The organism is Bradyrhizobium sp. AZCC 1719, assembly GCF_036924525.1.
Classification (GTDB): Bacteria; Pseudomonadota; Alphaproteobacteria; order Rhizobiales; family Xanthobacteraceae; genus Bradyrhizobium.
In genome coordinates, this window is the sequence record NZ_JAZHRU010000001.1 from 6,942,973 (window position 1) to 6,968,741 (window position 25,769).

The window sequence follows — 25,769 nt, forward strand, 5'->3', positions numbered from 1 at the left end:
AGCTTTCAGTCGAGCGCGCTTTGCGTGAAAAAATGCTTGCGAATCCGCTGCACCAGTTCGGTGAAGGCGGGATCGGCCATCGCGTCGAGCGAGCGCGGGCGCGGCAGTGGCACGTCGTAGATCGCGGCGATCGCGCCGGGCCGTTCGGTCATGACAAGCACGCGGTCGGCCAGGAACACCGCTTCCGGAATCGAGTGCGTGATCAGCAGCACGGTCTTGCCGGTCTCGCGCTGGATTCGCATCAGTTCGACATTCATCTTCTCGCGCGTCATCGCATCGAGCGCGCCGAACGGCTCGTCCATCAGCATGATCTTGGGATCGTGCACCAGCGCGCGGCAGATCGAGGCGCGTTGCTGCATGCCGCCGGACAATTGCCAGGGCAGCTTTTTCTCAAAGCCTTCAAGGCCGACCAGCTTCAACAGCGCTTTCGCCCGCGGCAGATATTCGTCGCGCGGCAATTTCTTCATGTCGATCGGCAACATCACGTTGGAGAGGATGTTGCGCCAGGGCAGCAGCAGCGCGTTCTGGAACACGATGCCGACATTGCCGTGCGGTTTTGTAACCTGCTCGCCTTCGACCAGAATCTCCCCCGTCGATGGCGCGAGCAGCCCGGAAATCATCTTCAACAGCGTGGACTTGCCGCAGCCGGACGGGCCGACCACGACAAAGAACTCGCCTTCGTTGATGTGGAAATCCAGCGGCCGCAGCGACGGCACGTCGCCGTCGCGTGAACGATAGGTTTTTGAGACGCCTGATAGCGTGATGCCGGACGCCGCGCCGCTGGCGCGATCGGATACCAGGCGCAAATGCGCGGCTGGTTGGTCGATCTCGGTTGGTTTGGTCGCAGGATTCATTCAGCTCATTCCGTTGTCGAGATGCCCGTCATTCCGGGATGGTCCGAAGGACCAGACCCGGAATCTCGAGATTCCGGGTTCGATGCTGCGCATCCCCCCGGAATGACGGCTTATTCACGAACCGCCCTGCGGCAGATAGTCGTTGGTATAAAACGCCTTCGGATTGTCCTTGGCCTTGGCATCCAACCCGCCATATTCGACCATCAGATTGACCGTGTCGGTCATGTTCTGGTCGGTCACCTGGAACGGCCGCTTGTTCTTGGTTTCAGCCGTGCGGTAGAGCGGGATCGTCAGCTCAAAACCCTTCGTCAGCGTCTCGATCTTGCCGCCCTTCGGGTTGGCATCGAGGATCGACTGCGCCGCACCCTTCGGATCCTTCTCGGCGGCTTCGACCGCTTTCGTCGTCGCCGACATGAAGCGCTTGACGAGATCGGCATTGGCCTTGACGAAGTCGGTGTTGGCGACGACGCCCGAGCAGACCATGTTGATGCCGTAGTCGGCGAACTTGATCGCGTTGACGTCCTTACCCGTCGCGTCCTTGATCTTCATCGACTGGTCCATGACATAGCCGAGCAACAGATCGGCCTGGCCGTTGATGACGGCGTTCAGCTTGGTCTGGCCGTCGCCGGCGACCGTCTGGAAGTCGCTTTCCTTCAGGCCGGTCTTCTTCAAAAACAGCGGCCAGATCTGCGTCATCGAGTCCGCAGGCGTGATCGCCACCGTCTTGCCCTTGATGTCTTCGGGCTTCTTGATGTTCTTTTCGACAAAGCCCATCGCCGACATCGGGCTGGTCTGCAGCAGCACGCCGGTGGCGACGATCGGGGCACCCTTGACCGCCGCGCGCATCATGGTGGGAACGTCGACATAGCCGAAGTTCGCGGTCTTGGCCGCAACGGCCTGCGTGGTCGCCGCCGAGCCGCGGCCTTCCTGGATCTCGAGGTCGATGCCTTCGGCGGCATAAATGCCCTTGGCCTTGCCGTAATAGAACGGCGCGTGCTCGCCATAGACGTACCAGTTCAGCATCAGCACGACCTTGTCGGCGGCCGATGCCGGAAGCACCGAAAGCGCGGTCCAGATCAGGGCGGCGGAGATCGCCGTTATCACTCGTATCATGGTCATCCTCCCGTTTGGTGATGCAGCCCTTGGATAGGCCGCCTGTTGGTTTGGCTTAGGAAGCAAAAATGATGTCCTCGCGCTGGCTGACATGCCAGGGAATCACGAGCCGCTCGATCCGGTCGACGACCCAGAACAGGACCACGCCGAGCAGCGCCAGGATCACCAGCGCGGCAAACATCGTCGGCAGGTCGAAGGTGCCGATCGAGCGCTGCATCACGTAGCCGATGCCGGAATTGGAGCCGACGAACTCGCCGACGACAGCACCGACGACGGCAAGAGTCACCGAGACTTTCAGGCCGGAGAAGATCGCCGGCATCGCGTGCGGCAGGTTGACGGCGCGAAACACCTGAAAACGGCTACCCTGCATGGCGCGCGCGAGATCGACCATATCAGGGTCGACCGACTTGAAACCCTGCACCGCCGACACTACCACCGGGAAAAACCCGAGCAGAAACGCCGAGATCACCTTTGGGATAATGCCGAAGCCAAACCACACCACGAACAGCGGCGCGATCGCGATCTTCGGCACAGATTGGGAGAATACCAGTAGCGGATAGACATAGCTCTCCACCGTCTTCGATCCCGCGATCAGCATCGCGACGGGAATGCCGAACACGGCCGACAACAGGAAGCCGCAGATCGTGGCGTAAGTGGTGGGCCAGGCCTGCCGCAGCAGTTCCGGCCAATCCGTCCGCAGCACCGCCACGACATCGCCCGGCGCCGGGATCTGGTAGGCCGGAATCTGGAACAGGCGAATGGTGAGGTCCCACATCACCACGATGAACAGCAGGAACAAAAACGGCCGCACCCACGCAGCATTCAGCGCTTTCGACACGCCACTCTCGCGCTTCAGCTCGGCCACATCCCGCTCCCTGGTCATCGTCTTATGGGCGGGAAATTAACCCGTTGGATAAATACTGGCAAGCAAGTTTTTGTGCGGCGAAATGGCCTGTTTTCCGTCGCCCTACGAACGCCCCCCGGCGTCATGACCCCGCCGCCGCTGCGAACGCAGGGCCCATGACCATAAGTGTCTGTTTTGCGAACGCTGGGCCGCCGTCCCGGTACGACAATCAAGATCGGTGGTTATGGGTTCCTGCGTTCGCAGGAACGACGGTTAGACCGGCTGATGCGCTGGCGGCCGCACGCCCGGCTTCTCGGGCTTGCCGAAATCCGCGGTCGATTTCCCCGTCAGCGCCGCCAGCACCAGCGCCACCATATGCGCCAGGCGCTCGTCCCTCGCCTCCTTCTTCAGGAGGTCGCGGCCGAAGATCACGGAAAGGGTTGCGCTGTTGGAGAGATAGAAGAAGCACAGCGCGGCGATCGAGATATAGAGCTGGACGGGATCGACGGCGACGCGGAAATCGCCGCTTTCGACGCCGCGTCTCACCACGGTGCGGATCATCTCGACGAACGGCGAGTGCATCGACTTTACCTTGGTCGAGCGCTTCAGATGGCGCGCCTTTGCAAGGTTCTCGGTGTTGAGCAGCGCCAAAAATTCCGGGTTGCGGAGAAAATAATTCCAGGTGAAATCGATCAGCCGTTCGATCGCCTCGGGCGGATCGAGGTGTTCGAGATCGAGCCCGCGCTCCTCGGAGCGGATTTTCTCGTAGGCGCCTTCCAGCACCGCGAGGTAGAGGTCTTCCTTGTTGCCGACATGGTAGTACAGCATGCGCTTGTTGGCGCCGGCGTTGGCCGCAATGCGGTCGACGCGCGCGCCGGCCAGGCCATGGGCGGCGAATTCCTGCTTGGCGGCCTCGAGAATGCGAAGCCGCATCCCCTCGGGGTCTCGCTGCCATTTCTGAACGCGTTTTGCCTTTGCCAAATCAGTCGCCCGTTGGTCGCATCGGCCAAGCTGTAGCATGCAGGGAAGCGTTTGAGAATGAAGGTTGTTCACCCGCCCCTGGAGGGGGAGGGTCGTATCGCATCGCGCGAAGCAAGATGCGATACGGGGTGGGGTGACAGTCTCTCCATTGAGGCGGTGGTGCGGGTGGAGAGATCACCCCACCCCGTCTCACGTTTCGCTACGCTCAACGTGAGCCGACCCTCCCCCTCCAGGGGAGGGTAGCTTCGGTAACTTCAGTCGGGCTTCCCCGCCGACGGCTGTACCAGCAGCGTGGGTACACCGCACGTCCCGTTCCGTACCGTCATCACCCGCGTTCCCGGCTTGCGGCCGGTGCGGACTTCCGAGACGTCGACGCCGGCCTGGACAAGCCGCGCATGGGTGGCGTCGATGTCGGTGACGCGCCAGCACAGGCCGCGAAGTTTGTCTTGAAGTTTTTCCTGCGACGTATCCGTCGCCTTGCCCGGCCGGTGCGTGACCTCGACGATGAGGTCGCCGCAGCGGAAGAACATCAGCCGGCCCCAATCGGGGTGCGAGCGGTCGAGCGCCATGTCGAGGCCGAGCCGCGCACCGTAGAGCGCTGCGGCTCGTTCCGGGTCCGACGTCGAGACCACGACATGGTCCAGCGCCGTGATCGATCCGGGCGTGGTTCGCACCGACAGCGGGCGCTCCTTGTCGCGCTCGAGGAAAAACATCCGGACGCCGCGCGTGGCCTCCGTCGCCGCGCGCGTGCGCTTCCACGACAGCACAGCACCCGAGATCGCGTCGCGGCTTTCGACGTCGGCGATCACGTCCGGCTTCAGCGTCAGCCGGTCGAGCCTGCGATGCATTTGGGCGATGTCGCTGGTTCGAAAGCAGATGCTTGCGAGCCCCTCGCCCTGCGCGGCCAGAACGCTGCGAATGCGGTCGGCATTGGCGCCCTCGCCGCTCGGCGCCATCAATTCCAGCGTCGTGTTGTCGAGCGTGAACAGGACGCGGTCGGCGCCGTCCCCACTGTTCTGCCAGGCCGGCGCACGGGCAAACAAGGTCTGGTAAGCGACGGAGGCTGCGTTGATGTCGCCGGCGAGAACGACGACGTGATCGAGGCCGGTGATCACGGAAAAAGTCCCCGCACGTTTTTGGCGGCGCGCACCTTCTCGACGCCGATCGCCATCGCCGCCGTGCGGTGCGGGATCTTGTCGGCTTTGGCCCGCTGCAGCATCTGGTCAAAGGCGCGATCGAGGATCGCGTATTCGCGCCGCGTCACTTCCTCTTCCTCCCAGAACAATTGCTGCAGGTCCTGAACCCATTCGAAGTAGCTGACGACGACGCCGCCGGAATTGCAGAGAATGTCGGGGATCAGGAACACTTCGCCCTGGCGCTTTTCCAGCACCAGATCGGCTTCCGGCGTGGTGGGCCCGTTGGCGCCCTCGGCCAGCACGCGGCATTTGAGATCTTCAGCGACCTTGGCATCGATCACGCGCTCCATCGCCGCCGGCACCAGCACGTCGCAGGGCAGCGTGAGGATTTGCTCGGGATCGAAAGTCAACTCGTTGGAGAACCCGGCAATACTTCCATGCGCGCCCGCATGTCGCATCAATGCCGGAATATCCAGCCCCTTCGGATCATGCAGCGCGCCGGTGTGATCGCTGACCGCGATGATCTTCAGGCCATATTGTTGTAGTTCCAGCGCGGCGTAGGAGCCGACATTGCCAAAGCCCTGGATCACGGCGGTCGCGCTGCCCGGATTGATCGAGAGTTCCTTGAGCACCCGCTTGGCGAGATAGGCCACGCCGCGCCCGGTTGCTTCGCGTCGGCCGAGCGTACCGCCGGATGAGACCGGCTTGCCGGTCACGATCTCGGTCACCGTTTGGCCCTGGTACATCGAGTAGGTGTCCATGAACCAGGCCATCACCTGCTCGTTGGTGCCCATGTCCGGCGCCATCACGTCGGTATGCGGACCGACGAACGGGATCATCTCCTGCATGTAGCGCCGCGACAGCCCTTCCAGCTCGCGCTTGGAAATGGTGGAGAGGTCGACATTGACGCCGCCCTTGGCGCCGCCATAGGGCAAACCGACAAGGGCACACTTCCAGCTCATCCAGATCGCGAGCGCCGCGACCTCGCCGATGTCGACCGAGGGTGCAAACCGCGTGCCGCCTTTGGTCGGACCGAGGGTGAGGTGGTGCTGGACACGATAGCCTTCGAATACGGCGACCGTGCCATCGTCGCGGTGGATCGGGCAAGAGACAGTAACCGCCCGCTTCGGCATCAGGATGCGGCCGCGCTCATCCATCGGGATTTCCAGATGGTTGGCTATGACGCCAAACTGATTAACGGCCATGTCGAACACGGGACCGGAATAAACCGTCATCATTTTCTCCACTTTTGTCGCGCCGCTGGGGAAACCCGGGCAGCCGTCAGCCGTTATACGACGGTATGCCCGAGCCCCCCTTAAGGACGATCGCAGTCTCCTCTATACTCCGATCTCAAGCAGCAAAGACGGCACGGTTGCGAATAATTTCAGCGAATGCATCCGATAACCAGTGCTAATGTGTGTGCGCCGCGCCGGGACCATCTTCGCCCAACACTCTGCAGGATATGACGGAAAACGCATGCAGGCCCTCTTCATCGGACAGACCTATATCGACGTTACCTTCATCACCGACCACATGCCGACCGGCGACGAAAAACATGTGGCCTCGGCCTACGCGGTGTCGTTTGGCGGCAACGCCGTGACGGCGGCGTTCTGCTGCGCCAAGCTCGGGATCGTGCCGGACCTGATCTCGACCATGGCCAACGACTGGCTCGGCCGCATGTTTCAGGACATGGCCGCGAAATATGGAATCTCGATCCATCCACGCAAGGTCAACTCCTCTTCGCTGTCGTTTATCATGCCGAAAGACGGCAAACGCGCCATCGTACGCTGCCGCGACGACGAGCACATTCATCCCTTCCCGATGCTGAACTTGAAGGGCTGCCGCGCGCTGCATGTCGACGGCCATCAGCCGGACGCTGCGATCCATTATGCCAAACTCTGCCGCGAGGATGGCATTCTGACATCGCTCGACGGCGGCGGCCTGCGCACCAACACTCATGAGCTGCTGGAATTCATCGATGTCGCGATCGTGGCCGAACGGCTGTGCGAACAGATGGACAAGACGCCAGAGGCCATGCTGGATTATCTGAAGAGCCGCGGATGCCGGATCGGCGGCGTGACCATGGGCGAGAAGGGCCTGCTTTGGTATGACGAGACCGGCGCCGTCCGCCGCCTTCCCGCGCTTCCGGTTACACCAGAACGCGTTATCGATACCAACGGCGCCGGCGACGTCTTCCACGGCGCTTATGTCTATTCCTATCTCGCCAATCCCGCTAAAAGCTGGCAGGAGCATTTCGAGCTTGCGCGTGCCGCCTCGACCTTCAAGGTCCAGCGTCTCGGCAACGAGGCCGGCCTGCCGACGCTCGCCGACATCGAGGCGATCACGCGGGAGTTTCAGGTCAGCGCCTGAGGAAGCGAAACGGGGGTAAGTACGCATGGGGCGCGTGTTCGTCGCCGGCAGCATCAACATGGATGTGGTGACGACGGCCGACCGCCATCCGAAGGTCGGCGAGACCGTCGCAGGCCAAGCGGTGCATTATTTTCCAGGCGGCAAGGGCGCCAACCAGGCCGTGGCCGCCGCAAAGCTCGGCGCATCGTCAACGCTGATCGGCCGACTGGGCGCGGATGCGTTCGGCCAGCAATTGCGGCAATTTCTCACCGCCCAAGGCGTCGACCTCGCTCTGGTCAAGGACACCGCGGATGTCCATACCGGAACGGCCGTGATCACCATCGCCGACGCCGACAACACCATCGTCGTCGTACCCGGCGCCAATGCGCTGGTCAGTGCCGGGGATGTCACAGCCCCCGTGCTTGCCAAAGGCGACGTTGCCGTTAGTCAGTTCGAAATTCCGCAAGCCACGATCGTCGCCTTCTTCAAACGGGCACGCGCGGCCGGCGCGACCACCATCCTCAATCCGGCGCCGGCGACCGTCTGCGGCCACGAGCTGCTCGATCTCGTCGATATCCTTATTCTGAACGAAACCGAACTGGGGCTTCTCGCGCAGACCGAACTTCACGACACCGACGACCTCACTCGTTTCGCCGAAGCGGCGCGGCGCCTGCCAACGGGCTCCGGGAAAATCATCTGCGTTACGCTCGGCAAGCGAGGCGTGCTCGCCCTTGTCGGCGGCGAACCCTCGCTGATGATTGCGGGACGCGCCGTAAAGGCCGTGGACACCACCGGCGCCGGCGATTGTTTTGTCGGCGCCCTCGCCGCGCAGCTTGCCAACGGCAAGGCAATCCGCGACGCGCTTGAATACGCCAATGCCGCTGCATCGATCTGCGTGCAGCGAATGGGCGCCGCGCCGTCGATGCCGACGGCGGCCGAGGTGGCGGCGGTGTTGCGTTCATAGCCTGACTTCGTAGCGTGGGCAAAGGCGCGTTTGCGCCGTGCCCACCATCGCGTACTCCGCAAGAGCGGTGGGCACGCTTCCGCCTTCGCTCGTTGAGCTACGGCGGACAAGTCGCTTTGCCCACCTACGAAGCCGCAAGTTAAGTCAGCGCACCCTTCAGGTCGAAGCGCGGGTCGGCCGCCTGCTCGGGCGTGATCGAGCCATGGGCGGCAAGCAGGCGCCGTCCGAACATGTGATCGCCCGCGCGATTGACGGACTCGATGCCGACGAGTTGCCCGCCCCTGTAGCAAAAAGCCGAGAATGCCGCCTGGGCTTGATCGCCGCGCACCACCACGCGGTCGTAGCCGGTGGTTAGTCCTGCGATCTGGAGCTTGTCGGGCCCCTGATCGCTCCAGAACCAGGGCAGGCCGTCATACGGCTTGGCATCGCCGGTCAGCCGGGCCGCGACGCAGCGCGCGTGATCGGTGGCGTTCTGCACCGACTCCAGCCGCAGTGAACCGCCGAAACGCGGGCTCGCAAACAGCGCGCAGTCGCCGATCGCCGAGATATTCGGATCGGCGGTCAGCAGGTGCTCATCGACGATGATGCCCGACGCGACCGGCAGGCCGGCGTCCGCCGCCAGTTCCACATTCGGCAACACGCCAACGCCGACCACAATCAGGTCGGCTTTCATGTGCCGGCCGTCGCTGAGGCTGACGCCGGTGACCTTGCGGCCGTCGCCCTCGATGCTGGTGACCTGCACGCCCAGATGAATACGAATGCCCGCCGCGGTATGGCGCGACTGGAAGAACTCCGAGATCTCCGCCGTCACCGCGCGCGCCATCACGCGCGTGCCGAGTTCGACGACGTCGACTTCGAGGCCCTTGGCTCGCGCCGTCGCCGCGAACTCCAGGCCGATAAATCCGGCGCCGATGACGACGACGCGTTGGCCCTCGGTGATGTAGTCGCGCAGCGACTGGCTTTCGTCGAGCGTGCGCAAGTAGCGCACGCTGTCGAGATTGGCGTTGGGAATGTCGAGCAGGCGGTTGCGCGCGCCGGTCGCCAGCACCAGATGGCCATAGTCGAGCGAAGCGCCGGAGGCGAGCGCCACCTTGCGGGCGGCGCGGTCGATCGACACCGCGCGATCGGAGATCAGGTCGATCCTCTGGTCGAGATAGAATTTTTCCGGCCGGAACATCAGGCTGTCGGGCCCGCCGGTTCCCTTCAGGTAGGCTTTTGATAGCGGCGGCCGCTGGTAGGGCAGATGGCCTTCATCGTTCAACAACACGATGCGTTCCGAAAAGCCGTGCTGGCGCAGCGAGGCCGCAAGCTGATAGCCGGCGTGGCCTGCGCCGATGATGACAACTGTTCCTACCGTCATAGGGACATCCTACGTTCGAGCGCACGGGAATGACCCATGTCGTTTCCTCTCCAATGATTTTGGCTTGCCTGCCTCGTCCCTTGGGAGCGGCGCTCGTGTCCGTCCCGAACGATGACGGGCACTATCTGACCTCATGGAACGACGAGACGCAAGGGCGTCGGCGGCCTTGAGGGCGGCCTTTGCCGCATTTTGCGGACCTGGCCGGGGATTGTCACCTGTTGCCTTCTCTATTTAAATGCCCGGCCCATCCGTCCCCCGGAGGCCTTGCCATGTCGACTTCCGATGATACCGCCGCCCCTGCCCTGCTCAGGATCGAGGGCCCGATTGCCACGATCACGCTCAATCGCCCCGCGGCCTTCAACTCGATCAATCTGTCGATCGCGCAAAAGCTCGAGCAACTCGGCGCGGAGGTCGAAGGCAATGACGAGATAAGGGTGCTGGTGATCGAGGGCGAAGGCCGCGCCTTCTCCGCCGGCGGCGATCTGCAGACCATCGGCGCCGCCGCCGCCAACGATACGATCGCGCCCGTGGTCGGGGAGCTGTTGAAGCACTACCACGCCTTCATCGAAGCGGTGCGGCGGATGCCCAAGATCGTGCTGTCGAGCGTCCACGGCTCTGCTGCCGGCGCCGGCATGGGCCTGGCATTCGTCACCGACCTCTGCATCGCAGCCGATGACGCCCGCTTCACGCCGGCCTATGCCAAGATCGGCGTCTCGCCTGACGGAGGCAGCACGGTCGGCATGGTCGGCACCGTCGGCACCCGCCGCGCCCTGCAAATCTTTCTGGCCGAAGACAGCTTTACCGCGCAGCAGGCCTACGAGTGGGGCCTGGTCGCCCGCGTCGTTCCGGCGGCAGAGTTGAAGGCTGAAACGCGCAAATTCGCCGAGCGGCTGGCACAGAACCCGCCAGCGGCGATCAGCGGCACCAAGTCGCTAGTCTATCAGGCCGCGGTCACGCCGACGAAGCAGCAGCTCGATGCCGAGGAGGCGAAGATCATCGACGCCATGCAAACGGATGAATTTCGTGTTGCGGTGAAGAGATTCACCAGCAAGGCGAAGTAGCGGCGCATTGTCTACCGCTTGCTCAACTGTCATCATCCGCGAAGGCGGATGATCCAGTACGCCGCGCTCGCTCTATTCAAATTCAACGCCTCGGAGTACTGGATGCCCCGCCGGAGCCTGTCATCGGGCGCGCATTCGCGCGACCCGTTGGCGGGGCATGACGCCGCAGGGCTATTTCTTCCCCTGCCCGCGCATGAAGTCGAAATCGCAGCCCTCGTCGGCCTGCAGGATCGTCTCGTTGAACAGATGCGCGTAGCCGCGCTTGGCCCAATCGGGCGTCACGGCCGGCGCCAGCGCGGCGCGCCGCTTTTCCAGCTCCGCCTCGTCGACGAGCAGGTCGATGCTACGCTTGGCGACGTCGAGCCGGATCATGTCACCGTTCTTCACCAGCGCCAGCGGCCCGCCCACGGCCGACTCCGGCGTAATGTGCAGCACGATGGTGCCGAACGCCGTTCCGCTCATCCGCGCGTCCGATATCCGCACCATGTCCTTGGTGCCGCCACGCGCAAGCTTCTTCGGAATCGGCAGATAGCCCGCTTCCGGCATGCCCGGCGCGCCTTTGGGGCCGGCGTTGCGCAGCACCAGCACGTCGTCGGCGTTGACGTCGAGATCGGGATCGTCGACCCGCAGCGTCATGTCTTCGACCGATTCGAACACCACGGCGCGCCCGGTGTGCTGCAGCAGTTTTGGGCTCGCCGCCGACTGCTTGATGACCGCGCCACGCGGCGCGAGGTTGCCATGCAGCACCGCCATCGCGCCTTCGGCCTTGATCGGATTGTCGCGCGGACGGATGGCGTCCTGTCCCGGCACATCTTCCGCGCCAGCGACAACGTCGCGCAGCGTTTGGCCGGTGATGGTCTTGGCGTCGAGATCGATGAGATCACCGAGCTGCGCCATCAGCTTCGGCACCCCGCCGGCATGATGGAAATGCTCCATGTAATGTTCGCCCGATGGTTTCAGATCGACCAGCACCGGCACCTCGCGGCCGAGCCTGTCGAATGTCTCGAGGTCGATCTTGTGCGGCGAGCGATGGGCGATCGCGGTGAGATGGATCAGGCCATTGGTCGAGCCGCCGATCGCCTGCATCACGACCTGCGCGTTGCGCAACGATGCCGGCGTCAGAATCTCGCTCGGCCTCGGTCCCTTGGCTTTCGCCATTTCGGCCGCCACCCTGCCGCTGGCCTCCGCCGAACGAAAACGTTCAGCATGCGGCGCCGGGATCGTCGCGCTCATCGGCAGCGACAACCCGAGTGCCTCGGTGATGCACGCCATGGTGCTGGCGGTGCCCATCACCATGCAGGTGCCGACTGAAGGCGCCAGCCGGCCGTTGACGGCTTCGATCTCGTTGCCATCGATTTCGCCGGCGCGATATTTTGCCCAGAGCCGGCGGCAATCGGTACAGGCGCCGAGCACCTCGCCCCTATGATGCCCGACTACCATCGGGCCCACCGGAATGACGACGGTCGGCAGATCGGCTGAGACTGCGGCCATGATCTGCGCCGGCAACGTCTTGTCGCATCCCCCGATCACGACCACGGCGTCCATCGGCTGAGCGCGGATCATCTCCTCGGTGTCCATCGCCATCAGATTGCGCAGGTACATCGAGGTCGGATAGGCAAAGCTCTCGGCGATCGAAATCGTCGGGAACACCATCGGCATCGCGCCCGACAGCATCACGCCGCGCTTCACCGCTTCGATGATTTGCGGAACGTTGCCGTGACAGGGATTGTAGTCGCTGTAGGTATTGGTGATGCCGACGATCGGCCTGTTCAGCGCATCGTCCGAGTAGCCCATGGCCTTGATGAAGGCCTTGCGCAGGAATAGCGAGAAGCCAGCATCGCCATAACTCGTCAGTCCCTTGCGAAGTCCGTCGGCCATTTTTTCTTCCTGTCGTCGTGGATGGGCACTTAAGGAGTCCGGCAGATTATTGTCAATGTTTGATCATTTGGCGCCGTGACCGGGCATTTCGACCCAGCATACTGCGGTATTATTGACAATAATGCGCTTGCGTGCTGACTTTCCGTCCAGACTGGAAACGCGCTCATGAACCAACCGTTGCGCATTGGCCTCGTCGGCGCCGGCATGGTGAGCCGCCATCATTTCATCGCCTGGGCGAGCATATCAGATCAAGCCCGCATCGAGGATTGCTATCGGCTGTCGGGCTGGGAGGCCTTGCGATGAAGCCGCAGGAATCATTGACCGAAATTTCCGCGCCGACGCGCGAGGAGGAACAGGCGGAAGTTATCCGCCGGCTGGAAGAGGACATCATCTTCGGCCGCTTCGCGCCGGGCTCGCGGCTGGTCGAGGACACGCTGATGCAGCGCTACGGCGCTAGCCGACATTTCGTCCGCCAGGCGCTATTCCAACTCGAACGCCAGGGCATCGTGCTGCGCGAAAAAAACATCGGCGCCACCGTGCGGTTCTATTCGGCCGAGGAGGTGCGGCAGATCTACGAGGTCCGGGAAATGCTGACGCGGCAGGCGGCGCTGATGATTGCGCTGCCCGCCCCGGCCGGCCTGATCGAGCTGTTGAACGAGCTGCAGCGGCAATACTGTGCCAAAGCCGACGCGCAGGATCTGCGCGGCATTCACGAGACCAACGACGCGTTCCACGTCGCGCTGTTCTCCGCCTGCGGCAATCCGTACCTGGTGCGCTCGCTGCAGGATTACATGAACCTGACGCTGCCGATGCGTGCCAAGAATCTCGCCGACCGGGAAGGGTTGGCGCTGTCGCGTCGGCAGCATGAACTCATGATTGAACTCTTGAAGGGCCGCGATAGCTGGGCGCTGGCGCAGCTCTGCGTCGATCATATGCAGTTCAGCAAGTCGGACTATCTCGGCCGCATCGCCGAGGATGAAGGCAAGCGCTAGCGCTTGCTCCAATCCACGATCCGGCTCTCGTCGCCGTCGAACTCCATGCTGCAGAACGTGCCGCCCTGGTAGTAATCGCCGACCGGATCCGGCTTCAGCTTGGCCTGCTCGGCCATCGCGTGCTCGCGGAAGTCCTCGGCCCGGCCAGTCGGCCGATAGCCGAGCTCGAAGGCGCGATGGTTATCCCACCAGGCGCGCTCGTTGTAGGAGGCGCCGTAGAAGATTTCGAAGTGAATGTCGGGATGATCGAGCCCGATGCGGCAGAGCTGCACCAGGTCCTCTGGCTTCAGCCAGATTGACAGGCGGCGGTGATCCAGCGGCATCTCGCCGAAATTGCCGATCCGGATACAGGTGACGCCGAGCCCGTGCTTGTCGGCATAGAGCGCGCCCACGGCCTCGCCGAACACCTTGCTGACGCCGTAGCGGCTGTCGGGGCGTGCGGTGACGTCGGTGCCGATGCGGTGATGGCGCGGGTAGAAGCCGACCGCATGGTTCGACGAGGCGAACACCACGCGCTTGACGCCTTTTTTCCGCGCCGCTTCAAACAGATTGTAGCCGCCGATGATGTTCGACTGCAGGATCGAATCCCAGGGTCCTTCGACCGAATAGCCACCGAAATGCAGGATGCCGTCGATGCCTTCGCAGATCGCCTCGACCTGCGGCATGTCGGCGAGATCGGCCTCCTTGAACTTCTCATCCTTGCCTAGATCGGCCGGCGCCTTCAAATCGCTCAGCAGCAGGTCCGGATAGATCGGCGGCAACAGCTTGCGCAAGGATGTGCCGATTCCGCCGGCGGCGCCGGTCATCAATATGCGTGGCATTTGTTTCCTCTTAGTCTCGCGATCGATTTGCGGTCATTAGCAGGTAATGATAGCTAACCCAAACGCTCTGAGAACGCACCAACGAGAACAGCAAATGTCCGATGCAGCATCGCATTCAGCCGGCTGGCGCCCGGCCACCTATTATCCCGATCCGGCTATCCGTGCGCTCGATCCGCGCTTTGAGAAGTATTGGCTCAAACTGTCGGCGGTGGAGCGGCTGACCACAGGGTTGCGCTGGGCCGAAGGGCCGGTGTGGTTCGGCGACGGGCGGTATCTGCTGTGCAGCGACATTCCGAACCAGCGTATCATCAAGTGGGAGGAGGAGACCGGCGCGGTCAGCATCTTCCGCAAGCCGTCGAATTTCGCCAACGGCAACACCCGTGACCGGCAGGGACGCCTGGTCACCTGCGAGCATGGCGGGAGGCGGGTGACGCGCACCGAATATGATGGATCGATCACGGTGCTGATCGATTCCTTCGACGGTAAGCGGCTGAACTCTCCGAACGACGTCGTGGTGAAGTCCGACGGCTCGATCTGGTTCACCGATCCTGTGTTCGGCCTGCTCGGCAATTACGAGGGCTACAAGGCCGAGCCCGAAATCGACGCCAATGTCTATCGGCTGGATACCGCGACCGGCAAAGCCACCATCGTCGCCGAGGGCGTGCTGGGACCGAACGGGCTCGCTTTCTCGCCGGATGAAAAAATCCTCTACATCATCGAGTCCCGCGGCGTGCCCAACCGCAAGATCCTCGCTTATGACGTCTCGCCTTCCGGCGACAAGCTTTCCGATAAGCGCGTGTTTGTCGATGCGGGACCAGGCACGCCGGACGGTTTCCGAATCGACATCGACGGCAATCTGTGGTGCGGCTGGGGCATGGGCGATCCCGAACTCGACGGCGTGGTCGTGTTCGCGCCCGACGGTGTCATGATCGGCCGCATTGCGCTACCCGAACGCTGCGCCAATCTCTGCTTCGGCGGCCTGAAACGCAACCGCCTGTTCATGGCCGCGAGCCAGTCGATCTACGCGCTCTATGTGAACACGCAGGGCGCGCTGGGGGGATAGGCTTACCTCTTTTCCTGCGCGGCGGCGGTTTGCTTGGCAAGCGCGTCTTCGAACGCCTGCTCCAGCGTCGCCGCATAGGCATTGAACTCGCCGGGGCTGACGAACGGATTGGGTCCACCTTCGGTGAGCTTGGCGCGCTTCTCGGCCATCTTGTACATTTCCGGATGCGGCGCGAGCAGCACATCCACCTTCATGTCCTTGGCCCGCGCGAACGTCTTCCGGTAATCGGTAACGATACCGGAATAGGTCGGGTTGCCGGCGAGGCGGTTCAGCGCCACCGTGCCGCTGCAGAAGATGAGGACCGAGCGCGTGGCATCACCGTCCTTTACCGAGAACGACCAACTCGTGCAGCCCGGCGAATGGCCGGGGGTTTCGCGGGCGGCCAACGTGACGTCACCGATCTTGACCGTGTCGCCTTCGCGAACCGTGCGATCGACCTTCACGGGCGGGAACGCTAGTGCGGTATCTTCTTGCTCGCCCGGATAGTAGCCGCCTTCGAGCAGCGGCTTGTCGGCTTCGCCGGCGACCATCTGGCCGCCGCTGGCCTGCTTCATTTCGGCGAGGCCGCCGGTGTGATCGATATGGGCGTGGGTATTGAGCAGATATTTGACGTCGGTGATCTTGAATCCGAGTTTGTCGATGTTCGCTTTGATCTGCGCCGTTGATTCCGGCATCACCGTATCGACCAGGATATGGCCCTGCGGCGACGTGATCAGATAGGAGGCGAGGCCGTCGGTTCCAACATAATAGACGTTGCCGATCATCTTGAACGGCTCGGTCGGCGTGTTCCACTTTACCTTGAGGGCCGCGATCAGATCCTTGGGAGTCTGCGCCTCCGCGGCAGCCGTCAGCGACATCAGCGTGGCAAGTGCAACGGCAATCTTCTTCACGGGCATCCTCCACACTTTTCTTGTTAGATCGTCGCTGTATCGGCGCGCATTGACTTGGCTTCAGCCTGCCGACGATTCTGGTCAAAAAAATGCCGGCCGCGGTTCCGCAGCCGGCATCCTTTACGAACGGCGCGAGCGCCGCATTAATTACGCCGCGTTGTAGCCGGCGACAGCCTTCACCTCGAGATATTCTTCGAGGCCGTACTTGCCCCATTCGCGGCCGTTGCCGGACTGCTTGTAGCCACCGAACGGCGCGGTGCGGTCGTTGGGCACGCCCTGCAGGTTGACGTTGCCGGCGCGGATCTGGCGGGCGACGCGACGCGCGCTTTCTACCGTATCGCCCGAGACGTAACCGGCGAGACCATAGGGCGTGTCGTTGGCGATGCGCACCGCATCGGCTTCATCCTTGGCGCCGATGATCGTCAGCACCGGTCCGAAGATTTCTTCGCGGGCGATCGTCATCTCGTTGGTGACGTCGGCGAAGATGGTCGGGCGGACATAGAAGCCCTTGTTGACGCCCTCGGGGAGACCGGGACCGCCAGCAACTAGCGTTGCGCCTTCGTCGATGCCCTTCTTAATCAGCGCCTGGATCTTGTCCCACTGGCCGCGATTGACCACGGGGCCGATGGTGGTGCCTTCGGCGCGCGGATCGCCAGCCTTGGTCTTGTCGGCGACACCTTTGGCGATGGCGGCGACTTCCTTCATCTTCGACAGCGGCACGATCATCCGCGACGGCGCGTTGCACGACTGTCCGGAGTTGTTGAACATGTGCATGACGCCGCCGGTGACGGCCTTGGTGAGGTCGGCGCCTTCGAGGATGACGTTCGGCGACTTGCCGCCGAGTTCCTGGCTGACGCGCTTCACGGTCGGCGCAGCGCGCTTGGCGACGTCGACGCCGGCGCGGGTCGAGCCCGTGAACGAGATCATGTCGATGTCGGGATGCTCGGCCATCGCGGCACCGACTTCGGGGCCAAGGCCGTTGAGCAGGTTGAACACGCCCTTCGGTACGCCCGCTTCATACAGGATTTCGGCGAAGATCAAGGCCGAAGTCGGCGTGAATTCCGAAGGTTTCAGGATCATGGTGCAGCCGGCGGCGAGCGCGGGCGCGACCTTGCAGGCGATCTGGTTCAAGGGCCAGTTCCAGGGTGTGATCATGCCGACGACGCCGACCGGCTCGCGCACGACGACGGCCGAAGGAAGCGTCTCCTCGAAATGATAGTTCTTCAGCACCTCGAGTGTGGAGGCGATGTGGCCGAGGCCGGCGCCGGCCTGCAGGCGTTCGGCCATCGGCAGCGGCGCGCCCATCTCGTCGGACACGGCGGCGCCGATTTCCTTCATGCGGCCCTTGTAGATCTCGATGATCTTCTCGAAGAGCGCGATGCGCTCTTCGCGGCTGGTCTGCGAATAGGTCACGAAGGCGCGCTTGGCGGCGGCAACGGCCTTGTCGAGGTCGGCCTTGGAGCCGAGCGCAACTTCATACATCGCTTCTTCGGTCGCCGGATTGACGACGGGTGTGGACTTCTTGACGACAGGATCGACCCAGGCGCCATCGATGTAGAATTGCATGCGATTGACCATCGGAAACCTCTTTAATCTCGGAGCAATGGAGGGAGGAACGGAAGCGTTCGGCAGGCATCCTTGCACGAAAGCCAGGGCAGTTGAACCCGCCATATGCGGGATGCCGCGATGCGGCAGGCGCTGGATATAAGCGTGGCGGTGTGAGGGTGGCAAGGTGCGCACTGCTGTTGCCCTCCCCTGGAGGGGGAGGGTCGGCTCGCATGAAGCGTAGCGAAATGTGAGACGGGGTGGGGTGACGGTCTCTCCTCACGGGCATTGTTGGATGTGGAGAGACCGTCACCCCACCCCGCCGCGCGTTGCACGCGCTGAGCAACCGGCGACATAGGTAACAGTTCAAACCGACGACATGGGTAACACAATTCTCGTTTCGTTCAGGTCTGTTGTTGCTGGGGCTGTGGGCCCTGGGGGCAACGCGCAGCGTTGTCCCCAAGTCCACAGCCCTTGCGCTTTGGTTTTCGGAGTTCATCGCTCCGATAGGCGATGGTGCCGAGCATGATCGGGCCGTAGCTGACGGTCCAACAGCCGTCCGATTCAGCCAGACCAACCGGCTCCCCCACCAGAGCCGCGTTGATGTAGACGAACTTGCCATCGAGTTTGATCTCTCCATTGTGGCGAACCCAGCGGACTTCCTGGTCGTCATATTCCGGCGAGCGCAGAATGCCATCAAAACGGCGCGTTGAAGCCTGGTAACGCTCGGCAGGCGTAGCATTGCCGAGCGCCTGGTGAGGACGTTCTTCGTTGTAAAGTTGCTGGAAGGCACGCAGTCGCTTGAGCTGTTCGCGCATGCTGTGTGCCGGCGGGTTGGCCACCTCCTGCAACAGCGTGAGATGCATGCGCTCATGGCGGCCGTTCTGCTGCGGCTTGCCGGGGGCAATGCGTTCCGGCGTGACGCCGGCCTTGATCAGCTTCACCGACAGCTTTGACAGTCCGCCAGCGCCGCGTGACGCAAAGGGGGAGCCATTGTCCGACCGCATGTAATGGGGCAGCCCGAACTCGCGGAACGCTGCATCAAGTACCGGCCAGACATGATCGGCGTCCGTGTGAGGCAGGGCCTGGCAACGCAGAAGATAGCGGCTATGGGCATCGGTGATCGTCAGCGGTTCACACCGCTCGCCGTCGCCCGTCAGGAACCAGCCCTTGAAATCGATGCACCAGACGTCGTTGGCGGCCTCACAATGGGCAAAGGGCGCACTCGATGGCGGGCTGCGCCGGCGCAGCCTGCGCTTTACCGTCAGCCCCTCGCGATCGAACAGCTCTCCAATCGTGCTCGCCGCCGGCCAATCTGTCTTGGGCGTGCACCGTTCCAGATAGGCCCGCACCTTCACCGGCCCCCAAGTCGGATGCGCGCGCCGCACCTCCAGGCAGCGCTCGGCAAGGTCCGGCGCAATCGCTTGCGGGTGGTGCAGCGGAGCCCGCGAACGGTCGAGCAGGCCGGCAGCCCCTTCCTCCTCAAAGCGCGCCAGCCACTTGTACCCGATCCGCCGGCTCACTCCGAACCGCCGGCAGATTGCCGCAAACGATTCCTCGCCCTTCTCAACCGCCACCATAAACCGCATCCGCTCTTCCACGGTACAGGTCTCCTTCCACCCCATCGGCAAGGCCCTCCTTGCCGACTAGTTGACCTGTTACCCATGTCGCCGGTCTATTCTGTTACCCATGTAGCCGGTCAGGACCGCGCGTCGACCCTCCCCCTCCAGGGGAGGGTGAGATCACGGTCCTAACCGGCTACATCGGTGACAGAGTAGACCGACGACATCGATGACAGGTCAACTGGTCAGCAAGGGAGGACCTTGCTGATGGGGTGGAAGGAGACCTGTGCGGTGGAAGAACGGATGCGTTTTGTATTTGCGGCGGAGAAGGGAGAAGATTCGTTTGCGGCCATCTGCCGACGGTTCGGGGTGAGCCGGCAGAACGGCTACAAATGGCTTGCCCGGTACCGGGAGGCAGGTTTGGAAGGTCTGCAGGAGCACTCGCGAGCTCCGCTGCATCATCCGCAAGCGATTGCGGAGGACATTGCCGAACGCTGCCTTGCGGTGCGGCGGGCGCATCCGACCTGGGGTCCGTTGAAGGTACGGGCCTATCTGGAGCGCCGCGCACCTGCGACCGAGTGGCCGGCGGCGAGCACGATCGGTGCGCTGTTCGACCGCGAAGGGCTGACGGTCAAGCGCAAGCTGCGCCGGCGCAGCCCGCCATCGAGCGCCCCCTTTGCCCATTGCGAGGCCGCCAACGACGTCTGGTGCATCGACTTCAAGGGCTGGTTTTTGACCGGGGACGGCAAGCGGTGCGAACCGCTGACGATCACCGATGCCCACAGCCGCTATCTGCTGCGCTGCCAGGCCCTGCCGCGCACGGATACCGAGCATGTCTGGCCGGTGCTCGATGCGGCGTTCCGCGAGTTCGGCCTGCCGCGCTACATGCGCTCGGACAATGGCTCGCCCTTTGCCTCGCGCGGCGCCGGTGGTCTATCAAGGCTGTCTGTGAAGCTGATCAAGGCGGGCGTGACGCCGGAACGCATCGCGCCTGGCAAGCCGCAGCAGAACGGCCGCCATGAGCGCATGCATCTCACCCTGTTGCAGGAGGTCGCCGACCCGCCGGCAGACAGCATGCGGGAACAGCTCAAGCGCTTGCGCAAGTTCCAGCATTTTTACAACGAAGAGCGCCCGCACCAGGCGCTCGACAATGCGACGCCGGCCGACCGCTACCAGATCTCCGCGCGCCGCTTCGACGGCATCCTGCGCGAGCCGAACTACGACGATGACCAGGAAGTGCGTCGGGTCCGTCACAACGGGGAGATCAAGCTGGACGGCAACATGATCTACATCAGCGAAGCCTTGGTCGGCGAACCGGTTGCTCTTGCCGAAACCGAGGATGGCTGGAGCGTCTGCTATGGACCGGTGGTCCTTGGCACCATCGCCTATCGCGGCGACCGGCTACGCAAACCCAAACGCAAAGGCTGTGGACTTGTGGACAACGCTGCGCGTTGCCCACAGGGTCCACAGCCAACAACAACAGACCTGAACGAAACGAGAATTGTGTCATCGATGTCGCCGGTTTGAACTGTCACCGATGTTGTCGGTTGCTCATCACACCGCCATCTTCCTGTGCCGCACCGGCGCGCCTACGGTGAGGCTTTCGGCGGCGTCAATGATGGCGTTGGCGTCGATGCCGTAGTGGCGGTAGAGGTCACGAATAGTGCCGGTCTGGCCGAACTGTTCGACGCCGAGCGCTTCAGTGCGGTGGCCGCGGACGCTGCCGAGCCAGCCGAGCGCGGCCGGATGGCCGTCGATCACGGTGACAATGCCGCAATCGCGCGACAGCGGCGCCAGCAGCTTTTCGATATGGCTGAGATGCTGGATGCCACGGCGGTCACGGCGCAAGTTCCGCGCGGCGGACCAACCCGCTTGCAGCCGGTCCGCGGAGGTTACCGCCAGTAAACCGACATCGCGGTGGCTTTCACCGATCAAGCCCACCGCCTCGATCGCCTCGGGGGCGACCGCGCCGGTATAGGCGATCACGATATCGCAATTGGCGCCTGGCTCGCGCAGCCAGTAAGCGCCCGCGGTGATGTCGCTCTGCAGGGCCGGCGTCATGATGCGCTGCGGCTGGTCGACCGTGCGGGTCGACAGCCGCAGATAGACCGAACCGCCCTCGCCGTCTTCGCGCTGCATATGGCGAAAGCCCCAGCCCATGATCACGGCAAGTTCATCGACGAAGGCTGGCTCGAACGAAGCCAACCCGTCCTGCGCCATGCCGATCAAGGGCGTCGCGATCGACTGATGCGCGCCGCCTTCCGGCGCCAGCGTGATGCCGGATGGCGTCGCCACCACCATGAAGCGCGCGTCCTGGTAGCAGGCGTAGTTCAGCGCATCGAGGCCGCGCTCGATGAAGGGATCGTACAACGTGCCGACCGGCAGCAGCCGCTCGCCGTTGATCTGATGCGACAGGCCCAGCGCCGAGAGCATGATGAACAAATTCATCTCGGCGATGCCGAGCTCGAGATGCTGCCCCTTCGGCGAGAACTCCCAACTATAGGCGGACGGGATCTTCTCCTGCCGGAACAGGTCGTGGTTTTCGGCTTTGGCGAACAGTCCACGGCGGTTGACCCAGGCGCCGAGATTGGTCGAGACGGTGACATCAGGCGATGCCGTTACGATACGCGCGGCCAGTTCGGTATCGCCGCGCGCAAGTTCATTGAGCACCAGCCCAAAGCCCTGCTGCGTCGACATCTGCGCCGCCGGCTTGAAGGTAAGCCGCTCGGGCACCTCGATCACTGGCGCGGTCAGCCGGCGGCGGCCTTCCTGGTTGAAGGGCGCTGCCGCCAAAAATCCTTCGAGTTCGGCCGGCGTCTGTGACAGGCCTTCGAACTTGTCCCATTCATGGCCGGACCGGATGTTCTGCGCGGCGCGCCACTTCTCCATCTGCGCGACCGTCATCAGGCCGGCGTGGTTATCCTTGTGGCCCTGCATCGGCAGGCCGACGCCCTTGATGGTGTAGGCGATGAAGCAGACGGGCCGATCGTGATCGATCGATTCAAACGCCTCGATCATGCTGGCCATGTCGTGTCCGCCGAGATTGGACATCAGCGCCAGCAATTCGTCGTCGCTGCGCCGGTCGATCAGTTGCGACACTTGCCCCTGATCGCCGATGTCGTCCTGCAAGTGCTTGCGGAACGCCGCGCCGCCCTGGAAGCACAGCGCGGCGTACATCTGGTTCGGGCAATTGTCGATCCAGCGCCGCAAGGCCTCGCCGCCGGGCTCGGCGAACGCCGCCTGCATCAGGCGGCCGTATTTCACGATCACGACCTCCCAGCCGAAATTGCGAAACATCGTCTCGAACTTCGCCCACAGCCCTTCGCGGACGACCGCATCGAGGCTTTGACGGTTGTAATCGACCACCCACCAGGTGTTGCGCAGCGCATGCTTCCAGCCCTCGAGCAGCGCCTCGAAAATATTGCCCTCGTCCATTTCGGCGTCACCGACGAGCGCAATCATCCGCCCCTCGGGGCGCTCCTTCATCCAGCCGTGGGCAGTGACGTAATCCTGCACCAGCGAGGAGAACAGGGTTTGCGCGACGCCGAGGCCGACCGAGCCGGTGGAGAAATCGACGTCATCCACGTCCTTGGTGCGCGACGGATAGGATTGCGCGCCCTTGAAGCCGCGGAAATTTTCCAGCTTGTCGCGGGTCTGGTGGCCGAACAGATACTGGATGGCGTGAAACACCGGGCTCGCATGCGGCTTCACCGCGACGCGGTCCTGCGGCCGTAGCACGGAGAAATACAGCGCCGACATGATGTTGGCGAGCGAGGCGGATGACGCCTGATGGCCACCGACCTTCAAGCCATCGACGTTAGGCCTGACGTGATTGGCGTGATGGATGGTCCATGACGACAACCACAAAACCTTGCGCGCCAGCGCGGTCAGCACTTCCAGGCGTGCGGGCTCGATCGGCATGTCCATGCTCCGGAGGCGTTCAGTATGCGCCGATTTTAGCGGGTCGTGAGGTGTCAAAATTCTCAATTTCCTGCGACATACCGCCCGATATTGGGATAGTTTACCACGATTGGCCTCCAAACCCTGAGTTCATCCCAATGCCGCTCGACGCCATCGACCGCAAGATTCTCGCCCTGCTGCAATCCGACAGCCGCCTGACCATGCAGGAGCTCGCCGACAAGGTCGGCCTGTCCGTGTCGCCCTGCCATCGCCGCGTCAAGCTTCTGGAAGAGCGCGGCGTCATCACCCGCTACATCGCGACCGTCGACCAGAAATCGTTGGGGCTCCATGTCAGCGTCTTCATCTCGATCAAGCTGGCGCGGCAGAAGGAGGAAGACCTCAACCGCTTTGCCAAAGCGATCTCGAAATGGGACGAGGTGCTGGAGTGCTATCTGATGACCGGTAATCGCGATTACCTCCTGCGCGTCGTCGCGGCCGACCTCTCCTCCTATGAAGCGTTCCTGAAGACCAAGCTGACGCGGCTCGACGGCATCGCATCCATCGAGTCGAGTTTTGCGTTGAGCCAGGTGAAGTACTCGATCGCGCTGCCGGTTTGATTGCGCGGCTCTCTCCCCGTCATTGCGAGGAGCGCCAGCGACGAAGCAATCCAGACTGTTCGCGTGGAGGGATGGATTGCTTCGCTTCGCTCGCAATGACGACGAGTGCTGAAGCACCACAACCTGTCATCCCCGCGAAGGCGGGGATCCAGTACGCCGCGGCTTCTCGGTTCGATCATTGACGTCTCTGGAATACTGGGTCACCCGCTTTCGCGGGTTGACGACAACGGAATATGACTTCGCGATCTCGCCACATCATCTGTGCGAGTTTTGCCATCAACTTCCCGCCCTCTCCAAACAGAGGGCGCAGGGAAGACCGGGTGCTTGCTGCACCCGCGGTCTCGTGTGCAGGTGCGCATCAAGAACACGCACACGAGCATACAGGTACAGCGGGAGCATCCCGGCCTTCCCTGCGCAATGGTTTGACGGCTTACTTCGTGCTCTTCCCGGAGAACGGCTCTTTTGCCTCCGTCGCCCCTGAGAAGCTTCGCTTCCTAAGGACTTAACGCCAGCACCGCGGCGCCCGAACCACACGACTTCGCCGTACGCTCCCGTCTTCGCCAAGAGGCTTCGCCGGGTTTGGTACCGGTCCGCCGAAGCTTTAGCGAAGGCGGATCCTGCGCCTACGTCTTGCGCATTCAGCGTCCATCGCATCTCACCGCACGTTCGTGACGATCGCGAGCGCCCCTCAATGGGTGAGACGGGCGGAATATGTGACTGATTTGCCTCTCGCGTTAAGCGAAATATTTTTGATTCCTGGGCTTGACACGATTTCTGAAAATCAGAAGTGATTTGCCTATCGCCTTTGCCGACCTTGCAATTACTGGATGTTCGATCCACCTTCCCAAGGAGCGGCATATCAGACGCGGTATATCGAATTGGAACGGTTGGACGATCTCGAAGCCTTTCTCGCAGTCATCGAGAAGGGCAGCCAGGCGGCGGCCTCACGTCATCTTCGGCGCCCGTTGCAGTCCCTCAACCGGTCGCTGATGGCGCTGGAACGCGCGCTCGGCGTCGAGCTCGTCAAACGCACCACGCGGCGGTCGGAGCCAACCGAGGCCGGGCGGGTATTTTACGAACGCATCAAGCCGGCGGTTGCAGAAATCATCGAGGCGCGGGCCGAGGCAGCCAACCTGCGCGGCGAAATTCTGGGGCCATTGAAAATCGGTGCGCCCATTCTGTTTGCGTCGGCCTACGTGGCGCCGATCGTCAGCCGTTTTCTAAAACTCTATCCCAACGTGGATGTCGAGCTTCGCGCCTCCGACGAGCAGGTCGATCTCGTTGCTGATGGCCTCGACATTGCTGTCCGGATCGGCGACTCCGCCGATGAATCCCTGATCGCCCGCCGATTGCATACGCTGCGCGTGGTCATCGTCGGCGCGCCGTCTTATTTCGCCGAACATGGCCGGCCGCAGCATCCCGGCGATCTCGAGCGGCACGCCTGCATCTTGCGGGCCGGCGTCGAGGTGATCGACAAATGGCCGTTTCGGATCGACGGCGGGCTGCAGTCGATCAGGGTGCACGGCCGCTTTCGTTCGAACAGCGCCGCTGCGATCCGCGCCGCCGCGCGCGAAGGCACCGGGCTTGCCCGGCTGCCGCTGTGGCAGATCAGCGATCTCGTCGCGCAGGGCGCGCTCACGATCGTTCTGCCTGAATTCGAAACCGAGGGAATGCAGATCCAGTTGGTCTGGCCGCCGACACGGGCGCCGCTGGAACGTGTCCGGCGCTTCTCGGATTTTCTGGCGAGCAGCCTGAAGACCGATCTGCTTTAGCTCTCAACCCCTCATCCTGAGGAGCCGCGAAGCGGCGTCTCGAAGGATGTGGGCCACCAGCCGGGCC

General features: G+C 63.0%; 21 protein-coding genes and 1 pseudogene. 9 read left to right on the plus strand and 13 right to left on the minus strand.

The window, feature by feature from the left end:
* Positions 1–5: 5 nt before the first annotated feature.
* The 6 genes from V1292_RS32695 to V1292_RS32720 all read right to left on the minus strand — a co-directional run bounded on the left by V1292_RS32695 (position 6) and on the right by V1292_RS32720 (position 6,163).
* The gene (locus tag V1292_RS32695) at positions 6–854 is read right to left on the minus strand and encodes an ABC transporter ATP-binding protein (protein WP_334376664.1); all 849 of its coding nucleotides are present in this window, start codon (positions 852–854) and stop codon (positions 6–8) included.
* Between the two features lie 114 nt (positions 855–968).
* Entirely contained in the window at positions 969–1,967 is a 999-nt protein-coding gene (locus tag V1292_RS32700; protein ID WP_065744176.1) for an ABC transporter substrate-binding protein, read from the minus strand.
* Positions 1,968–2,022: 55 nt separating this feature from the next.
* A complete protein-coding gene (locus V1292_RS32705; protein WP_334367704.1) occupies positions 2,023–2,832 on the minus strand; it encodes an ABC transporter permease in 810 nt (269 codons plus the stop codon).
* A 252-nt stretch (positions 2,833–3,084) separates the two neighbouring features.
* Entirely contained in the window at positions 3,085–3,792 is a 708-nt protein-coding gene (locus tag V1292_RS32710; RefSeq protein WP_334376665.1) for a TetR/AcrR family transcriptional regulator, read from the minus strand.
* 254 nt (positions 3,793–4,046) lie between these two features.
* Complete coding sequence (locus V1292_RS32715) at positions 4,047–4,907, minus strand: VOC family protein (protein ID WP_334376666.1); 861 nt, start codon at positions 4,905–4,907, stop codon at positions 4,047–4,049.
* Positions 4,904–6,163 carry a Glu/Leu/Phe/Val family dehydrogenase gene (locus V1292_RS32720; RefSeq protein WP_334376667.1) on the minus strand — a complete coding sequence of 420 codons (1,260 nt, stop codon included), beginning with the start codon at positions 6,161–6,163 and terminating at the stop codon, positions 4,904–4,906. The genes V1292_RS32715 and V1292_RS32720 overlap by 4 nt, the downstream gene beginning before the upstream one ends.
* Positions 6,164–6,404: 241 nt before the next feature.
* Here V1292_RS32720 and V1292_RS32725 point away from each other — a divergent pair, with 241 nt between their 5' ends.
* Positions 6,405–7,298, plus strand: a complete 894-nt coding sequence (locus tag V1292_RS32725) for a sugar kinase (protein WP_057844487.1) — start codon at positions 6,405–6,407, stop codon at positions 7,296–7,298.
* 25 nt (positions 7,299–7,323) lie between these two features.
* Positions 7,324–8,241 (plus strand): ribokinase, encoded by a 918-nt coding sequence (locus V1292_RS32730; protein WP_334376669.1) that lies wholly within the window; start codon positions 7,324–7,326, stop codon positions 8,239–8,241.
* A 139-nt stretch (positions 8,242–8,380) separates the two neighbouring features.
* On the opposite strand, the gene V1292_RS32735 is transcribed toward V1292_RS32730, so the two are convergent.
* Positions 8,381–9,601, minus strand: a complete 1,221-nt coding sequence (locus tag V1292_RS32735; protein WP_334376670.1) for an NAD(P)/FAD-dependent oxidoreductase — start codon at positions 9,599–9,601, stop codon at positions 8,381–8,383.
* Between the two features lie 269 nt (positions 9,602–9,870).
* Between V1292_RS32735 and V1292_RS32740 the strand changes: the two genes are divergently transcribed.
* The gene (locus tag V1292_RS32740; protein ID WP_334376671.1) at positions 9,871–10,662 is read left to right on the plus strand and encodes an enoyl-CoA hydratase/isomerase family protein; all 792 of its coding nucleotides are present in this window, start codon (positions 9,871–9,873) and stop codon (positions 10,660–10,662) included.
* A 171-nt stretch (positions 10,663–10,833) separates the two neighbouring features.
* On the opposite strand, the gene V1292_RS32745 is transcribed toward V1292_RS32740, so the two are convergent.
* Positions 10,834–12,540, minus strand: a complete 1,707-nt coding sequence (locus V1292_RS32745; protein WP_334376672.1) for an IlvD/Edd family dehydratase — start codon at positions 12,538–12,540, stop codon at positions 10,834–10,836.
* 165 nt (positions 12,541–12,705) lie between these two features.
* Between V1292_RS32745 and V1292_RS32750 the strand changes: the two genes are divergently transcribed.
* On the plus strand, positions 12,706–12,843 hold the full coding sequence (locus V1292_RS32750) for a hypothetical protein (RefSeq protein WP_334376673.1): 138 nt from the start codon (positions 12,706–12,708) through the stop codon (positions 12,841–12,843).
* A complete protein-coding gene (locus V1292_RS32755) occupies positions 12,840–13,532 on the plus strand; it encodes a GntR family transcriptional regulator (RefSeq protein ID WP_334376674.1) in 693 nt (230 codons plus the stop codon). The genes V1292_RS32750 and V1292_RS32755 overlap by 4 nt, the downstream gene beginning before the upstream one ends.
* Here V1292_RS32755 and V1292_RS32760 read toward each other — a convergent pair.
* Complete coding sequence (locus V1292_RS32760; RefSeq protein ID WP_334376675.1) at positions 13,529–14,353, minus strand: NAD-dependent epimerase/dehydratase family protein; 825 nt, start codon at positions 14,351–14,353, stop codon at positions 13,529–13,531. The two genes, V1292_RS32755 and V1292_RS32760, sit on opposite strands and share 4 nt — an antisense overlap.
* Before the next feature lie 94 nt (positions 14,354–14,447).
* On the opposite strand from V1292_RS32760, the gene V1292_RS32765 reads away from it, so the two are divergent.
* Positions 14,448–15,416: an SMP-30/gluconolactonase/LRE family protein gene (locus V1292_RS32765; RefSeq protein WP_334376677.1), complete on the plus strand. Its 969-nt coding sequence runs from the start codon at positions 14,448–14,450 to the stop codon at positions 15,414–15,416.
* A 2-nt stretch (positions 15,417–15,418) separates the two neighbouring features.
* On the opposite strand, the gene bla is transcribed toward V1292_RS32765, so the two are convergent.
* The 3 genes from bla to V1292_RS32780 all read right to left on the minus strand — a co-directional run bounded on the left by bla (position 15,419) and on the right by V1292_RS32780 (position 19,476).
* Positions 15,419–16,306, minus strand: coding sequence for a subclass B3 metallo-beta-lactamase (bla, locus tag V1292_RS32770; protein WP_334376678.1), 888 nt, complete (start codon positions 16,304–16,306; stop codon positions 15,419–15,421).
* A gap of 147 nt (positions 16,307–16,453) precedes the next feature.
* Positions 16,454–17,884, minus strand: coding sequence for an aldehyde dehydrogenase family protein (locus V1292_RS32775; protein ID WP_334376679.1), 1,431 nt, complete (start codon positions 17,882–17,884; stop codon positions 16,454–16,456).
* Between the two features lie 371 nt (positions 17,885–18,255).
* On the minus strand, positions 18,256–19,476 hold the full coding sequence (locus V1292_RS32780) for an IS481 family transposase (RefSeq protein ID WP_334371768.1): 1,221 nt from the start codon (positions 19,474–19,476) through the stop codon (positions 18,256–18,258).
* Between the two features lie 204 nt (positions 19,477–19,680).
* Here V1292_RS32780 and V1292_RS32785 point away from each other — a divergent pair.
* Positions 19,681–20,796 (plus strand): annotated as a pseudogene (locus V1292_RS32785) (IS481 family transposase); the annotation flags it as partial.
* A 171-nt stretch (positions 20,797–20,967) separates the two neighbouring features.
* On the opposite strand, the gene V1292_RS32790 reads toward V1292_RS32785, so the two are convergent.
* Positions 20,968–23,334 carry a transketolase gene (locus tag V1292_RS32790; protein WP_334376680.1) on the minus strand — a complete coding sequence of 789 codons (2,367 nt, stop codon included), beginning with the start codon at positions 23,332–23,334 and terminating at the stop codon, positions 20,968–20,970.
* Positions 23,335–23,471: 137 nt separating this feature from the next.
* Here V1292_RS32790 and V1292_RS32795 point away from each other — a divergent pair, with 137 nt between their 5' ends.
* Both V1292_RS32795 and V1292_RS32800 read left to right on the plus strand, forming a co-directional pair.
* On the plus strand, positions 23,472–23,930 hold the full coding sequence (locus tag V1292_RS32795) for an Lrp/AsnC family transcriptional regulator (RefSeq protein WP_334376681.1): 459 nt from the start codon (positions 23,472–23,474) through the stop codon (positions 23,928–23,930).
* Between the two features lie 878 nt (positions 23,931–24,808).
* Complete coding sequence (locus V1292_RS32800; RefSeq protein ID WP_334376682.1) at positions 24,809–25,702, plus strand: LysR family transcriptional regulator; 894 nt, start codon at positions 24,809–24,811, stop codon at positions 25,700–25,702.
* The last annotated feature ends 67 nt before the right edge of the window (positions 25,703–25,769 follow it).

Bases quoted from the DNA above. Each gene is read 5' to 3' on its own strand.
- V1292_RS32695 (WP_334376664.1), bottom strand. From the start codon at position 854: ATGAATCCTGCGACCAAACCAACCGAGATCGACCAACCAGCCGCGCAT.
- V1292_RS32700 (WP_065744176.1), bottom strand. From the start codon at position 1,967: ATGATACGAGTGATAACGGCGATCTCCGCCGCCCTGATCTGGACCGCG.
- V1292_RS32720 (WP_334376667.1), bottom strand. From the start codon at position 6,163: ATGACGGTTTATTCCGGTCCCGTGTTCGACATGGCCGTTAATCAGTTT.
- V1292_RS32725 (WP_057844487.1), top strand. From the start codon at position 6,405: ATGCAGGCCCTCTTCATCGGACAGACCTATATCGACGTTACCTTCATC.
- V1292_RS32730 (WP_334376669.1), top strand. From the start codon at position 7,324: ATGGGGCGCGTGTTCGTCGCCGGCAGCATCAACATGGATGTGGTGACG.
- V1292_RS32735 (WP_334376670.1), bottom strand. From the start codon at position 9,601: ATGACGGTAGGAACAGTTGTCATCATCGGCGCAGGCCACGCCGGCTAT.
- V1292_RS32740 (WP_334376671.1), top strand. From the start codon at position 9,871: ATGTCGACTTCCGATGATACCGCCGCCCCTGCCCTGCTCAGGATCGAG.
- V1292_RS32745 (WP_334376672.1), bottom strand. From the start codon at position 12,540: ATGGCCGACGGACTTCGCAAGGGACTGACGAGTTATGGCGATGCTGGC.
- V1292_RS32750 (WP_334376673.1), top strand. From the start codon at position 12,706: ATGAACCAACCGTTGCGCATTGGCCTCGTCGGCGCCGGCATGGTGAGC.
- V1292_RS32755 (WP_334376674.1), top strand. From the start codon at position 12,840: ATGAAGCCGCAGGAATCATTGACCGAAATTTCCGCGCCGACGCGCGAG.
- V1292_RS32760 (WP_334376675.1), bottom strand. From the start codon at position 14,353: ATGCCACGCATATTGATGACCGGCGCCGCCGGCGGAATCGGCACATCC.
- V1292_RS32765 (WP_334376677.1), top strand. From the start codon at position 14,448: ATGTCCGATGCAGCATCGCATTCAGCCGGCTGGCGCCCGGCCACCTAT.
- V1292_RS32775 (WP_334376679.1), bottom strand. From the start codon at position 17,884: ATGGTCAATCGCATGCAATTCTACATCGATGGCGCCTGGGTCGATCCT.
- V1292_RS32780 (WP_334371768.1), bottom strand. From the start codon at position 19,476: ATGGGGTGGAAGGAGACCTGTACCGTGGAAGAGCGGATGCGGTTTATG.
- V1292_RS32790 (WP_334376680.1), bottom strand. From the start codon at position 23,334: ATGCCGATCGAGCCCGCACGCCTGGAAGTGCTGACCGCGCTGGCGCGC.
- V1292_RS32795 (WP_334376681.1), top strand. From the start codon at position 23,472: ATGCCGCTCGACGCCATCGACCGCAAGATTCTCGCCCTGCTGCAATCC.